The following is a 13021-nucleotide window of genomic DNA, read 5'->3' as shown; positions in this document are numbered from 1 at the left end:
CGGTTTCCGTTGCGGAGGCGATTGACGCCAGAAGCGCGCACCGGTTAAGTGAGTTTAGTTTATAAACTGACTATAGTCGTTGAACCGTGGAAAAGGCAAGCATGACCCAAGAGCGCACGAAAGTTTGTCTGGTTGTCGGTGCTGGCGATGGCCTAGGCGGAGCCATTGCGCGCGCCTTTGCCGCCCAAGGCATGATTGTGTGCATGACCAGACGACCCCGAAACCTCGACAGCCTAGAGGCTTTGGCCCAGTCCATCCGCGATCAAGGTGGTCAGGCCCATGCCTTTGGCATTGATGCGCGCGAGGAAGAGCCGATGGTGGCACTGATCAACACGATCGAAGCCGAGATTGGTGATCTGGAAGTTGTCGCGTTCAACATCGGGGCCAATGTGCGCTTTTCCATCACCGACACTACGTCGCGCGTGTATCAAAAGGTTTGGGAGATGGCAGCCTTTGCAGGCTTTGTCGCAGGCCGCGAGGCGGCCCGTGTGATGAGCCCGCGCGGTCGGGGCACCATTATCTTTACCGGCGCGACGGCGAGCTTTAGGGGCCGCGAGGGCTTTTCCGCCTTTGCCGGGGCCAAGCACGCGCTGCGGGCGCTGGCCCAAAGCATGGCGCGCGAGCTGGGGCCGAAAGGCCTGCATGTCGCCCATGTGATCCTGGACGGCATGGTTGAAGGCAATTTTATCAAGAGCCTTCTGCCCGATTATGAAACCCGCTTGGCCAAAGGTGACATAATCCAAGTCGATGAAGCCGCTAAGAATTGGGTCTGGCTGTGGAGCCAAAACAAATGCGCTTGGACCCATGAATTGGATCTGCGGCCTGGAAGCGAAACCTGGTGAGGAAGACATGAAACAGCTTGAATTTATTTTCGATTTTGCGAGCCCAAATGCCTATTTGGCCTACCATGCCTTGGGGCCAATCCTCGATGCGACCGGGGCAGACCTTGTCATCACCCCCTGTCTTTTGGGCGGCATTTTCAAAGCTACCAGCAACCAAGCCCCCATGGTGGCGTTTGGCGGCATTAAGGGCAAAATGGATTATGAGATGCTGGAGATGCGCCGCTTCATCGCCCGTCACCACTTGACCGCGTTCAGAATGAACCCGCATTTTCCGCTGAATTCCATCCACGCGATCCGCGGACTCGTCGCCGCGCAGGCCGCAGGGGTTGGCACGACCTATCTCGAAGCGGTACTCAAAGGCTTCTGGGAAGATGGCTTGAAGATGGATGATATGAATGTGATCGCAGAAGTCCTTGTAAAAGCAGGTCTCGACGGCCCTGCCCTAATGGCGGCCACCGCTGAACCGGATGTCAAGGCAACGCTGGTTGCCAATACCGAAGCAGCTGTTGCCCGTGGCGTTTTTGGCATCCCCAGCTTCTTTGTTGCTGGTGAGCTATATTTTGGAAAAGACCGTTTGGGCCAAGTGCATGAGGCCTTGGCCGCATGAGCGATGATCAAGCCCCTACCCGCTTTGATACGCTTCTAGGCCAGATGACCGAAACAGACGGGCGCTATCACGTCACCGCCGGGCCAGATTGGATGCAAGGCCGCACGCTTTATGGCGGGATCTCAGCGGCCTTGTGTTTACGCGCGGTCCGCATGGCCTATCCAGACCTGCCTGCCCTGCGCTCTGCCTTGATCGCCTTTGCAGGGCCCAGTGCGGGTGACGTTTCGATCAGGCCAAACATGCTGCGGCAGGGCAAGTCTGCCGCCTTTGTCACCGCTGATCTGACAAGCGAAGCGGGCTTTGGCGTGCATGCAACCTTCTGTTTCGGGGCCAATCGGGTGTCGGCAAAGCGGCAAGTGTTGTTGGACATGCCGACCCTGCCAACCCCTGCAGAGGTCTTTCGACCCTTCTCGAAGGATCGACCACGCCCGCTCTTCACCGACCATTTCGACATGCGCCTAGCCAAAGGGGCCTTGCCCGTCTCTGGTGCGACGGATGCCGACATTTATTGGTGGCTGAAAGCGCTTGATAGCCATGAGGATTTTGCAGAAGCGACCCTTTTGGCCTTGGCCGACGCCCCGCCACCTGCGGCCCTCAGCCTGTTTGACAGCTTCACGCCACTGAGCACCATGACTTGGATGGTCGACTTCCTAACCGACGCCCCATCCAGCGCAGACGGCTGGTATGCCGCCCATCTGAAAAGTGAGGCGATTGGGGACGGTTATTCGGCCCAAAACTCTTATCTTTGGGCCTCTGACGGCAAACCCTTGCTGGCCTGCCGCCAGACCATTGCGCTGTTCGGCTGAGAAGGGTTCAGGACGCGTCGCGTGAGAGAATGATAAGGTCATCGCTTCGCGCCGCGAGGTGATCGCCGAGCCGCTCTTTTGGCGGCTCGATAAAGGATTCCACTTCCCCAGTCCGCCGGCACGGCCCCGTATAGCCGACCGAAGTGATAAAGGGCCTAGGCTTTTCTATGGCATTATTTAGGCGCGCCATCAGGGCTGCGCTTGAGAACGGCTTGGCGACAATTTCTGTCACACCCGCTTCGCGCGCCTCATAAATAAAGGTCACGTCGCTGCGATGGGAGAGGAGAATGATCACCACCGCAGGGTTAACCCCCAACTTACCGGAGCGAATGAAGCGCGTAACCGAGATCGCATCCAAATTAGGAATACTGGAATCCAGCAAAATCACCTCAAAGCTATTCGATCGCACGGCGTCGGTAAAGTTCTTGGAATCATAAACTTCTGAGATTTTACTAAAGTGCTGATACAGAAGAATGGATTGGACAGCCGAGCGGAATTGCGGGTTAAATTCAGCCAGTAAGATCGAGACGGCTCTATTTTGAGAGGATGGGCGCATCGGCACCTCGCCTTGTTTTGGTGTGGAGAGAGCACGCACAAAGATGTTACCAATCGGCAGTACCAATGGGTTACAGATTACCTAACGGCTTTAGAGTGTGAGGCAGTTCGGCTGAACTAACCTAGAGAACGGGTGGTACCCACTTCTCTTTCATTGTCACCAGTTCTTCCGCGACAGTGGGGTGAACCGCACAGGTGGCGTCAAATTGCGCTTTTGTCAGGCCGTGCTTCACCGCAATGCCGACGGCTTGGATGATTTCTGCGGCATCTGGCCCAACGATATGACAGCCAATCACCACATCATCGGCAGGCCGCACGATAAGTTTCATCAGCATCCGCGTCTCGTCATTGGGCATGACATAGCGCATGGGCCGGAATGTTGTCTTATAAATATCGACCGGGCCATATTTCGCCCGCGCATCGGCCTCAGACAGGCCAACCGTGCCTGTTGGTGGTTGCGAGAAGACAGCCGTGGCGATCGTGTCATGGTCAAACGACATCGGCGTGCCACCAAACACGGTTGCAGCAAAGCACGCCCCTTCGCGGATCGCCACCGGCGTCAAATTCATCCGATTGGTCACATCGCCAACTGCATAGATGGAAGGCACGCTGGTTTGCGAATAGGCATCAACCTTAATCGCGCCATTGGCCTGGCGCTCCACACCCGCAGCCTCACAGCCAAGGCCATCGCTATAGGGGTCGCGGCCCACGGCTAGCATCAGGGCGTCTGCGTGCACACTCTGGCCATTGGCCAGATGGGCGGTCAGGCCCGCTTCGGTCTTATCAACGCTGGTCAACACGGTATGGGTCACCACCCGAATGCCCTTGCGCTTTAGCTCTCCATGTACGTGCAAGCGCACATCATCGTCAAAGCCGCGCAGCACCGTATCGCCACGATAGAGCAAGGTCACATCGACGCCTAAGCCCTTTAACAAAAAGGCAAATTCAACCGCGATATAGCCCCCGCCAGCAATCAGAATTGACTTAGGAAGTGCATGCAACAGGAAGATTTCATTCGACGTGATGGCATGCTCAATCCCAGGCACATCACTGGGCACAGAAGGCTTGCCGCCTGTCGCGATCAGGATCGTCTTGGCCGTAAACGTCTCCCCGGTGGAGAGCTTGACGCTGTTGGGGCCGGTAATTTCGGCGCGCGCTTCCAAGATGGTGACGCCAGAATTACGCAGATTGCGCGCATAAATCCCGCTCAAGCGGTCCACTTCTGCGCCGACATTGTCTCGAAGCGTCGGCCAATCAAACTTCGCGCCCTCAAACGTCCAGCCATAGCCCGGTGCGATATCGGCCATCTCATGCCCAAATTCTGAGGCATAGATCAAAAGCTTCTTCGGCACACAGCCCCGGATCACGCAGGTACCGCCAATCCGATACTCTTCCGCCACCGCCACCTTAGCCCCAAACGCCGCACTCATCCGCGCCGCCCGCACACCCCCCGACCCCGCACCAATGACAAACAGGTCAAAATCAAAGGCGGTCGCATCGGTCATGGAGGGTCAGCTTTCGTTTGAAGTATTGGCCAAGCATGTAGGGCGCGAGGTGGGTGATTGCTAGGTGGGGGGTGTGGTTGTGGGTGGGCAAGCTGGTCGCGAGCCTGTGCACTTATTTTCCTGAATAGCGTCTCGCGACATTGCTTTAGGGGTCAAAACATCCTCACGCCACTTGGAGTGGACCTCGTGAGGAAGTCCCCCCCCCTAAACCTCCACCATATCCACCCCATCCTCATGCCCAAACAGCACCGTCCGCACGGTGCGGGGAAAGGTGAGGAAGATGCCGTTTTCGATGACGCCGGGGATGGTGTTGAGGGCGGTGGCGGTGGCGGCGGCGTCGGGGATGTGGCCGCAGGCGCAGTCTAGGATGTAATTGCCATTGTCGGTGATGAAAGGCCTGCCGGGGGCACCGGCTTCGCGCAGCTTGATATCGGCGGTCTTGCAGCCCGTGGCGCGCAAAGCGTCAAACACTTTTTTCGCGGTGATGGTAAAGCCAAAACTGGTGACTTCTAATGGCAGAGGAAACGCGCCTAAAACATTGACCAGTTTGGACTTATCGGCAATCACCACCAGATGATCGGTGGCGTGGGCGATGATTTTTTCGCGCAATAAGGCCCCGCCGCCGCCTTTAAGGAGGTTGAGATATTGGTCAACTTCATCCGCGCCATCGACGGTGACGTCGATCCGGTCGGCTTGGTCGACCTCGATTAACGGGATGCCAAGGCTGGCCGCAAGGCGGCGGCTGGCTTCTGAAGTGGGGATCGCGCCAATGGTCAGGCCCTCGCGCACACGCTCACCCAACATAGAGATAAAGTGATTGGCGGTAGAGCCGGTGCCAAGGCCAACGATCATGCCATCTTCGACATATTCGAGTGCCGCCGCGGCGGCCTGCATCTTGGCAAAATCTGGCCCGGTCACGCGCCATCCCCCTTAGATTTCAGCGCTTTAGCGGCGGTCTTGCGAGCGCGGAATTTGGTGGCCCAGCCTTCCAGATTGCGTTGATCAGCGCGCTCTAGCCCCAGCGCCCCTGCGGGCACGTCCTTGGTGATGGTCGAGCCCGAGCCCGTCATGGCGCCTTCGCCAATCGTGACGGGGGCAACCAACATCGTGTCAGAGCCGATAAAGGCATTGGCTCCGATTTCGGTGTGGTATTTGTCGAACCCGTCATAATTACAGGTGACGGTGCCAGCCCCGATATTGGTCTTGGCCCCCACGGTCACATCGCCCAGATAGGTCAGATGATTGGCCTTGGCCCCTGCCCCGATTTTGGCCTTTTTGGTTTCCACGAAATTGCCAATATGGGCATTCTCGCCAATGTCGCTGCCGGGGCGGATGCGGGCAAAGGGGCCGATCAGGGCACCCTTGCGGATGAGGCATTCTTCCAGATGCGAGAAGGCGCGGATAACGGCCCCGGTCTCCACCACCACTTTGGGGCCAAAGACGACATGGGGTTCAATCGTCACATCATTGGCGACCTCTGTGTCGTGGGCGAAATAGACCGTGTCGGGCGCGGTTAAGGTCACGCCTGCGACCATAGCTTCATGGCGCTTCTTGGCTTGGAATTGCGCTTCAGCTTGGGCCAGCTCTACCCGACTATTGACGCCGAGCACTTCATCCTCGGTGCCCGGCACGGCAGTGGCGCGTAGGCCGCGAGCGCGGGCAAGGGCGACAACGTCGGTTAGATAATATTCGCCCTTGGCATTGTCGTTTTTGACTTCCGACAACAGCTCAAACAACAAGGGCGCGGGGGCGGCCAGTACACCCGAATTGCACAGGCGCACAGCCAATTGCGCGGGGCTGGCCTCCTTAGCCTCCACAATCGCATCCAGATCACCAGACGCGTTAAGGATCAAGCGGCCATAGGCGCCTGGGTCTGCGGCCTCAAAGCCCAGAACGGAGACGGCAAAGCCCTGCGCGAGGCTATCAAACACTTGCGCGGCGGTCTCGGTGCGGATCAAGGGTGTGTCGGCATAAAGCACGATGGCGTCGCCCTCAAAACCTTTCAGCGCGTCCTTTGCCGCATTTACGCCATGGGCAGTGCCAAGGGGTGGATCCTGCAGCGCAGTTGTGCCGGGGCCGAGGCTGGCTTCTGCCACCAGCTTGGCATCTGGATTATGGCTGCCGACCACCACAATGATCTTCTCACAGCCGAGGCTTTTGGCCAAAGCAATCGTCCACGCCATCATCGGACGGCCGCCGACAGGGTGGAGGACTTTCGACAAGCTCGACTTCATGCGGGTGCCGTGACCAGCTGCAAGAATGATGGCGGCGCGCGCGCGAGACATGGGATTTCCTTCCAGGAAGCAAGTGCTGATTCGGCTTGTGCCCAAACGTCTAGCCTTCTAGCCGTCGAACAGGCAGACAGGCCAGAGGCTAAACAGAAAAACCTTTCTGGGTCGAGTTGGCGAAAACCAAAGGACGATGGGACATGCGCGGAATAGATGGGCTGGCAATCTCGTTTGATCTAGACGGCACCTTAGTCGATACCGCGCCAGACCTTGTGCGCGCGACCAATGCCGTGATGGTGCGCGCCGGCCTGCCCGAGATTTCCCTGACCAGTGTGCGTGGCATGATTGGCCAAGGTGCCCGGGCCTTGGTAATCAAGGCAGGCCTTGCGGCCGGTGTTAGCTTTGATGAAGAGACATTGGCCATCCACATCGCCCATTTTTTGGAGGTCTATCAAGCGGGCCTGACGCAAGAAAGCCTGCCTTTCGAAGGCGTGATCGATGTTTTGGAAACCCTATCAGCCAAGGGGGCAATCCTCAGCGTTTGTACCAATAAGCCAGCGCATTTGGCCCAGCCAGTTCTCGAGGCATTTGATATGGTGCGCTATTTTAAGGCCATCGTTGCCAATGGACAGGCCGGTGTGAACAAGCCCGATGGTCGCCATTTGACCTATACGATTGAGGCCAGCGGCGGCAGCGTCGACCGGGCGCTGATGGTGGGCGACAGCATCACCGACCTGCAGGCCGCACGCAATGCGTCGATCCCGGTGGTGTTGGCAACTTTTGGCTACACCATAGAAAAAGCGTCCGCCTTGGGGGCGGACGCTGTCTTTGATCATTACCATGAGCTGCCTGATTTGATCGAGCAGCTTTTGATAAAATGATCTATGCGGCTTCAGTCGCAGCGCGACGACGTGGCAAACCATTCACCATGTCAGAGCGCACATCGGTACGGCCCGAACGCATCGCAGGAACGAAACCTTCTTCAACCAGATCAACGCTGACGTCATAGCCACGTTCGCGCCAATACTCTTGAATCTTCAGCTTCAAACGTCGTGCGCCGTCGTTCGTGCAAAAATCGCCTTCCATTTTGGTCCTCATTTTTTTCTGTTATTGATTGGGTGAGACAAACCCATAACGAGCATCGGTTTGTTTTGGATGGCGGCTTTAACTACACAAACCTGTCACATTCAAGGCAAAAATCGACGAATTTTAAGCTTAGTTGAAACACCAAAAAATCATAAGATCGGGGCTTGACATCAGAATTTCTTAACATGTCCCAGAAACGGGAAAAATCGCGGTAGAAACTTCCACATTTTTCCTTATATGTAGAATTTTTTTGGTGAATTTTAGTCGATTTCCATGAATCACAGGAACTCGGGACCCTTGTTTTCGGAGGTAATAGGTGCATTGCAAATTTGCATGGAACCGATTGCGGTCGGTGATTCAGAGCGAAAAACCGTCAAAATGAACGTTCACAGATAAAATCGCGGCCATTCTCGTCTCAGACGTATGCGGATGTATTGATTCCCATCTGCATCGATCTGGGGATAGCGCAGCTAAACTAAAGGCTCAGACCCACCCACAACTTTGATGCGCGAAATCAAGGATTGGCACCTGCCCCTCTTGACGTTACCGGCCCCAACCTTCATGACGCCGCCTCTCGCACTCAATGCCCCTTTGGCGGCACGGCGGACGGGCGATTAGCTCAGCGGAAGAGCACTGCATTCACACTGCAGGGGTCACTGGTTCAATCCCAGTATCGCCCACCATTTAAACGCACCGTTGGAAGGACACCTGGTGTTTGCCAGACGGTATGCGCCCTTCCCTTCTGTTCGATCCAGATTTTCAGTGAAGTCCGCACCAAGTTTCAAAATAGCTATGTGTTGCGCGACGCCGTCGGCGTCGGGAACACCCCGCCGTTCGCCGCAAATGATGGACAGGTTGGCTGTGTCGCGATTGCGCGGCGACTTACTCGTCTTGGGAACCGCAATAAATGGCCCCTGAAGCTACGTTCATTCGGTCAAGGTTGGAATAAGCACCTTGCTGGCGATTGCGTCAGCGAGCTTCGTTACCAGTTGAGTGTTGCCTTCAGTCAGTGTGCCGCCGACCATGAAGCCTGGCCACTCTTTGACCTTGAGCCATCCGTCAGCGGGGCCGTCCGTATCACTTCCAATCATAGCCGGGTTGCCAAAGAACACGAGCAATTTGCGTTTCTGATCGATAATCTTCGGATCGTCCCATTTGGCGCGCAGCCCGTCATAGGTGCGCGGCATCTTCGTGGCAGGCGGATAGTCCGGGTTCTTCAAGCTTACAGAGTAGCCTGGCCTGTGCGCTGTGATGTCTGTCCACACGGCGATGACGGGATAGACCGCCTGCAACGGCTTGGTGCCCCCGCTGGGGAGATCGCCAACCTTCGCCCAGTTCGAGTCCATAGCCTCGTTCACGCATTCAAGCCCCGACTCTGGTAAGTCCGCGCCTCCAGTAGCCGTTTCCGGGCTCACGTAGGCGCTGAAGCTGGTTCTGTCGGCCGGGAGATTGAAGAATGCGGACGACTTCATCGGCGGCGTATCTCCAACCCCCTTCCAGTATTCGGGATGGGAAGAATTTATCAATACCCATGACGTGCCGTTATGCCACCATCGATTCGATCCGGTGAGGTTTGACCCGCCATAGTCGCGATAATAGATGGCTCGAACGCGCATGACATCGAACGCTTTGATGCCGCGCTTCTCCAACTCCGCGGTAAGGTTGGCTTCAAGGTTGAGCGCGTTTGTCTTGACGGCGTTTAAGGTCGACCCCATTGAACCAGTCGCATCAATGCACATGACAATGTCCAATTGGCGAATCTCTGGCCGCGCAATAGCGGCCGTTGCCCGTAAGGTCGAGGAAAAACTGGGAAAGCCGAGGATGCCTACAAAACGCGTCGGGATGACGATATCCGCCCACCCTTCGATACGCTCCTTATCTTCCGTCATCACGAATTCTTTGTGGGAGACCATTGCAAGTTCATTAGATGACAGGTTCGCATTAAAGTGACGCCCTGCAATCTGTGCCCGTTCGCTGTCCTCATCATCCAATCTGGCTGCAGCCAGTGTCCCCGCATCGACAGCCGCCTGAAACTTGGTCTCAATATTGGACTTCTCGGTATAATCCATCGTCATCCCGACCATGAGCACTACCGAGACAGATAGGAGCGCGAACGTTACTGCTAGCGAACCGCGAGCATCTGTATTGAACAATTTGATGCGAGCGAGCAATTTCGAGATAGTCATCTTCCGAAACACCACTAATTGAGATTGAAAAGCATTTTATGACCATAGAGACTTAAAAAATTGAGAATTCAAAGTATCAAATTTTAAGATAACAAATGTATCCCTAAGCAATGCGCTTCGCGCGGTAGGGTGCGTTCCATCAGGAATGCACCGCCTTCAAGCCACGCCTAAATTTGATCAAATTAGTTTTTCGCTAGAGGACTAAGAGTGGCAACACGGTACCAAGCTTAAGGGAAATCGGCGCATTCCTAACGGAATGCATCGTACCTAGCGGCTTGGGCTATTGATTTAACCCTACGTTTAGATATCTCTATACAGGCCTTTAGATCTGAACTTGACGGGATGATGCATGTTAAGCTTGCTGGCTATTCTTTTGAGCTCTTTGGCTATTTTTCTTGGAGCGACTCTGGGTGCAGTAATCTTGGGCTCAATTTTGTATTGCTTGTTTCGCGCGGCCGTGGGTGTTTTTGTGAAAAATTTGAAGGTCCGCTATCTGCTTTCAATCGTGCTCACGACGCTCGGCGTCGTGCCGTTTTCAACTTGGGGCTACGCAATTAGTGGTTCTATGGATTGGATAGTTAGCTTGCTTTACGTTCCAGGACTAATAGTTGTCGCAATCGTGTTTTATCGGCGTGATGTAATCGTCTCAGTCGCAGGTCAAAATCCGTAGCAATGCGCTTTTCGCATTAGGAAATCGGCGCATTCATTGGGGAATGCACCCGACCCAACCACCTAATCTGCACACCGCCCCACTCGCCAATGAAACCCTGTGTGCAACCTCGAGAACCCATGCTAGGCTCCACCTTAGGGCTTCGCTGGTTGGGGGTGGAATGGCTAGTAATCGACATGTGGGTTCGCTTGGTTTGATCTTTGCGATGCTGCTGGCTGTGACTGGATGCGCCAGTGATCCATTGATGCTCAAAATTGTTAGCGCGCCTGAGGCCCTCATTCACGGCAAGCTCAATGCCGCCAGTGACACCAAGCCAATCTCGGATTTACCCGGTGGCGGCATGCTCTATGCGACTGATCGTGCCCCGGTGGGAGTCTCTGAGAGCGGGTTTTATGGTGGAGCCCGCAGTCAAGCTTTGCGGGTCGGTCTGGCAAAGCTGGAAGTGGGCGATAGCGACCTGACTTGGGAAAAGGCGCGGGAGATTTCCATTCTGAAGAATCAGGCGGCCCATTATCCGCTGCGCGTGACGGGCGTGGAAGAATTCGGTGCCCTGGACCCTCGCACACCTTTAACCGAGGATGGGGTGAGCGATGAGGCGGGCGTAGCCCGCGCCCGCTTTGCCAAGGAGATCAATGAACGCTTGGACCAATCGTCCCAAAAGGACGTGTTTATCTATGTGCATGGCTATAAGGTCGTCTTTGAAAATCCGGTGCTGATAAGCTCAGAACTCTGGCATTTCTTAGGCTATGAGGGTGCGTTTATTGCGTTCTCTTGGCCATCGACGCCCAAAAGCACCGCCTATTTTGGTGATATTGACGCAGCAGCAGGTATGGCCCGCAATCTTCGCGAACTGATCGAGTTTGTGGAAACCTCCACCAAAGCAGAACGCATTCATATTTTGGGCTATAGCGCCGGCACGCGCATGGTCGCGCGTGCGATGGAGCAAATCTCGCTGATCAACCGGGGCCGTGAGGCGGACCCCAAGCGCTTGGGTCACAAGCTTGAAAACGTCATGTTGGTCAGCAGCGATATCGACCGGGATGTATTCTCGGCCTATTTGGCCGACGGCATCCTTGGGTCTCAGCGGCATCTGATCATCTATGGATCACAGCGCGACCGCGCTTTGCAGGTGTCTGGCTTGGTCACCGGCCACAAGCGGCTGGGGTCCACCATGACGTCGAGTGAACTGACCCCCGCCTTTCGTCGCTTGCTGACCGACAATAAGGAACGAATTTCCTACATCAATGTCTCCAATGCTGAAGACATTACGCTCGATAACGGACATGGTTATCTCCGCTCCAGTCCTTGGGTTAGCGGCGATATCCTAATGAAGCTCGCCTATCGACTGCCCCCGGAAGAAAGAGGCCTTGTGCGCGACCCGACGACTGGGATCTTGTCGTTTCCGCCAGACTATCTTCAGCGGATGAGCGCAATCCAATCGGCGAGCTTCGCCGCCTTGTGCTCAAACCAGCCCACAACCACGGCACCAATCACCCCAAACTGCAAAACGAAACCGCTGCCGACGCCGTCTAAGAAGTGAGATCAAGGGGGTTGGTTGGGCAGCGTGCGTACCTTTCAGGAGTTAGCTCCATCCAGCGGCTTGGTCTACCCCCTACACCCGCAAAAACACCAACAGCGGCACGATGCTCTCCGTCGCATCTTCCTCATGCGGCACATGGCCAAGATTGTCGAAGGTCGTCAGCGTCGCATCGGGCAGGGCTTTGAGATAATCTTGGGCATTCGCCACAGGGATAAGTGCGTCTTTCTTGCCCCAGAGTAGCAAGACGGGCTGGGTGATTTTGGGTAGGATCGGACGGGGGTCGACAAGCACCGTCTGCTGCATGCGGGCCAACAAGGCGTCTCGGCTGCCTGGGGCCAAGGTTAGGTCGTAATAGCGATCAAAGACCGCCTCGGTCAGGCGTTTGGGGTCTGCGTAGGCGACCTCAATATTGGGCCGATAGAGAGCTCTGGGCAGGACATAGGACATGATGGATAAAAGGGCGGGCACTTCGGCCTTCTGGCCATAGGCAAAGCCGGGGCTTGCAAACCCATCTGGCGAGATCAACACAAGCTTGCTGACCCGGTCTGGGTGCTTGGCCGCAAAGGTCCAAGCAATCCTGCCGCCCAAGGAATTGCCGACAAAGACAGCTTGCTTGATGTCCAGCTTGTCCATCAGCTTGAGGATGAGGGCTTGGGTACGCGCGTCGGTATAATCACCAGTCGGATCTGGATCAGATAGGCCAGCGCCGGGCAGGTCTAAACGCACGACGCGGTACGTGCGCTCTAGCGGCCCGGCCCAAAGGTCCCATGTCTGTAGGCTAGAGCCAAAGCCATGCAGAAGAATGATGGTTGGCGCTGATTTAAGGCCCGTGTCGCGGATATGCAGGCGAAAACCGCCCATATCGACGAGGTCGGTGGGACTGTTCAGATAACGCGCCTCCAGCTCGTCTCGCGAGCGATCCGGGGTCCAGAGCCAGAAGGCTAGGGCTACAAGCAAGATTAGACCGATGGCGCCCGCTCGTTTAAGTGTCATTGC

13 protein-coding genes and 1 tRNA gene are annotated in these 13021 nt (G+C 55.9%); 7 read left to right on the top strand and 7 right to left on the bottom strand.

Annotation, left to right across the window (positions count from 1 at the left end):
• Positions 1–101 precede the first annotated feature (101 nt).
• From ACIQ20_RS01240 to ACIQ20_RS01230, 3 genes are read left to right on the top strand one after another with little or no spacing between them, the layout of a single operon-like run.
• Positions 102–842 (top strand): SDR family NAD(P)-dependent oxidoreductase, encoded by a 741-nt coding sequence (locus ACIQ20_RS01240; protein ID WP_395776633.1) that lies wholly within the window; start codon positions 102–104, stop codon positions 840–842.
• Between the two features lie 7 nt (positions 843–849).
• On the top strand, positions 850–1449 hold the full coding sequence (locus ACIQ20_RS01235; protein ID WP_395776631.1) for a 2-hydroxychromene-2-carboxylate isomerase: 600 nt from the start codon (positions 850–852) through the stop codon (positions 1447–1449).
• Positions 1446–2255 carry an acyl-CoA thioesterase gene (locus ACIQ20_RS01230; protein WP_395776629.1) on the top strand — a complete coding sequence of 270 codons (810 nt, stop codon included), beginning with the start codon at positions 1446–1448 and terminating at the stop codon, positions 2253–2255. The genes ACIQ20_RS01235 and ACIQ20_RS01230 overlap by 4 nt, the downstream gene beginning before the upstream one ends.
• A 7-nt stretch (positions 2256–2262) precedes the next feature.
• On the opposite strand, the gene ACIQ20_RS01225 is transcribed toward ACIQ20_RS01230, so the two are convergent.
• The 4 genes from ACIQ20_RS01225 to glmU all read right to left on the bottom strand — a co-directional run bounded on the left by ACIQ20_RS01225 (position 2263) and on the right by glmU (position 6600).
• Positions 2263–2811, bottom strand: coding sequence for a response regulator transcription factor (locus tag ACIQ20_RS01225; RefSeq protein WP_395776627.1), 549 nt, complete (start codon positions 2809–2811; stop codon positions 2263–2265).
• Positions 2812–2932: 121 nt separating this feature from the next.
• A complete protein-coding gene (gor, locus tag ACIQ20_RS01220) occupies positions 2933–4315 on the bottom strand; it encodes a glutathione-disulfide reductase (protein ID WP_395776625.1) in 1383 nt (460 codons plus the stop codon).
• 204 nt (positions 4316–4519) lie between these two features.
• The gene (gene rpiA, locus ACIQ20_RS01215; protein ID WP_395776623.1) at positions 4520–5233 is read right to left on the bottom strand and encodes a ribose-5-phosphate isomerase RpiA; all 714 of its coding nucleotides are present in this window, start codon (positions 5231–5233) and stop codon (positions 4520–4522) included.
• Positions 5230–6600 carry a bifunctional UDP-N-acetylglucosamine diphosphorylase/glucosamine-1-phosphate N-acetyltransferase GlmU gene (gene glmU, locus ACIQ20_RS01210; RefSeq protein WP_395776621.1) on the bottom strand — a complete coding sequence of 457 codons (1371 nt, stop codon included), beginning with the start codon at positions 6598–6600 and terminating at the stop codon, positions 5230–5232. The genes rpiA and glmU overlap by 4 nt, the downstream gene beginning before the upstream one ends.
• A gap of 143 nt (positions 6601–6743) precedes the next feature.
• On the opposite strand from glmU, the gene ACIQ20_RS01205 reads away from it, so the two are divergent.
• Positions 6744–7424, top strand: coding sequence for an HAD-IA family hydrolase (locus ACIQ20_RS01205; RefSeq protein ID WP_346382405.1), 681 nt, complete (start codon positions 6744–6746; stop codon positions 7422–7424).
• 1 nt (position 7425) lies between these two features.
• Here ACIQ20_RS01205 and ACIQ20_RS01200 read toward each other — a convergent pair whose 3' ends face one another.
• Positions 7426–7629 carry a hypothetical protein gene (locus ACIQ20_RS01200; protein ID WP_290804814.1) on the bottom strand — a complete coding sequence of 68 codons (204 nt, stop codon included), beginning with the start codon at positions 7627–7629 and terminating at the stop codon, positions 7426–7428.
• Between the two features lie 608 nt (positions 7630–8237).
• On the opposite strand from ACIQ20_RS01200, the gene ACIQ20_RS01195 reads away from it, so the two are divergent.
• Positions 8238–8312: transfer RNA gene (locus ACIQ20_RS01195), tRNA-Val, on the top strand.
• 243 nt (positions 8313–8555) lie between these two features.
• Here the strand turns inward: ACIQ20_RS01195 and ACIQ20_RS01190 are convergent.
• The gene (locus tag ACIQ20_RS01190; protein WP_395776619.1) at positions 8556–9815 is read right to left on the bottom strand and encodes a TadE/TadG family type IV pilus assembly protein; all 1260 of its coding nucleotides are present in this window, start codon (positions 9813–9815) and stop codon (positions 8556–8558) included.
• A gap of 349 nt (positions 9816–10164) precedes the next feature.
• Between ACIQ20_RS01190 and ACIQ20_RS01185 the strand changes: the two genes are divergently transcribed.
• Both ACIQ20_RS01185 and ACIQ20_RS01180 read left to right on the top strand, forming a co-directional pair.
• Positions 10165–10485 carry a hypothetical protein gene (locus tag ACIQ20_RS01185; protein ID WP_395776617.1) on the top strand — a complete coding sequence of 107 codons (321 nt, stop codon included), beginning with the start codon at positions 10165–10167 and terminating at the stop codon, positions 10483–10485.
• 160 nt (positions 10486–10645) lie between these two features.
• Positions 10646–12025: an alpha/beta hydrolase gene (locus ACIQ20_RS01180; RefSeq protein ID WP_395776615.1), complete on the top strand. Its 1380-nt coding sequence runs from the start codon at positions 10646–10648 to the stop codon at positions 12023–12025.
• A gap of 72 nt (positions 12026–12097) precedes the next feature.
• Here ACIQ20_RS01180 and ACIQ20_RS01175 read toward each other — a convergent pair whose 3' ends face one another.
• Positions 12098–13018, bottom strand: coding sequence for an alpha/beta fold hydrolase (locus ACIQ20_RS01175; RefSeq protein WP_395776613.1), 921 nt, complete (start codon positions 13016–13018; stop codon positions 12098–12100).
• Between the last annotated feature and the right edge of the window lie 3 nt (positions 13019–13021).

The sequence above is a fragment of the Aquidulcibacter sp. genome, assembly GCF_044346625.1.
Taxonomy (GTDB): Bacteria; Pseudomonadota; Alphaproteobacteria; order Caulobacterales; family Aquidulcibacteraceae; genus Aquidulcibacter.
Note: the sequence above shows the minus strand (reverse complement) of the source record. Positions and strands in the feature narration are given on the sequence as shown.